1 protein-coding gene is annotated in these 456 nt (G+C 73.9%); it reads left to right on the top strand.

Annotated features, from left to right (window positions below; all coding sequences use genetic code 11):
• On the top strand, positions 1-259 hold a 259-nt coding region (locus BN4575_RS22905; RefSeq protein ID WP_141689916.1), incomplete at its 5' end, for an inorganic phosphate transporter.
• Positions 260-456: the final 197 nt, after the last annotated feature.

Below are 456 nucleotides of genomic sequence, written 5' to 3'. Positions count from 1 at the left end.
GCCGGTCGGCGGCTTCGCGGCCGAGACGGCCGGCACGGCGACCCTGTTCAGCGCCACGGCGCTCGGCATCCCCGTGAGCACGACGCACACGATCACGGGCGCCATCGTCGGGGTCGGCGGCGCGAGCGGGCGCCTCTCCACCGTCCGCTGGGGCGTCGCCGGCCGCATCGTCTGGGCGTGGATCTTCACGATCCCCGCCTCGGCCATCCTCTCCGCGACCATTTACACCATCGCGCGCTTCATCAGCGGCGAGCCCTGATCGCGCGGCCCGTCGCCCGGGCCGTCGCGCCGCGCTCCGCGCCGACCCGGCGGTCGGGTGGTGCGGTACTTACCGCAGACGGCGCCGCAGGGGATCGAACCGCCAGGACGCCAAACCATCAGGATTCCCTGGCGTCCTCGGCGCCTTGACGGCTCCCAGAGTCCCGCGCTCTCGGCCAACGTACCGCACACCCCGGA

Origin of the sequence: Aeromonas sp. EERV15 (genome assembly GCF_900079845.1) — a bacterium.
Lineage (GTDB): Bacteria > Pseudomonadota > Gammaproteobacteria > Enterobacterales > Aeromonadaceae > Aeromonas > Aeromonas sobria.
This window is presented reverse-complemented; position numbering and strand designations above follow the sequence as displayed.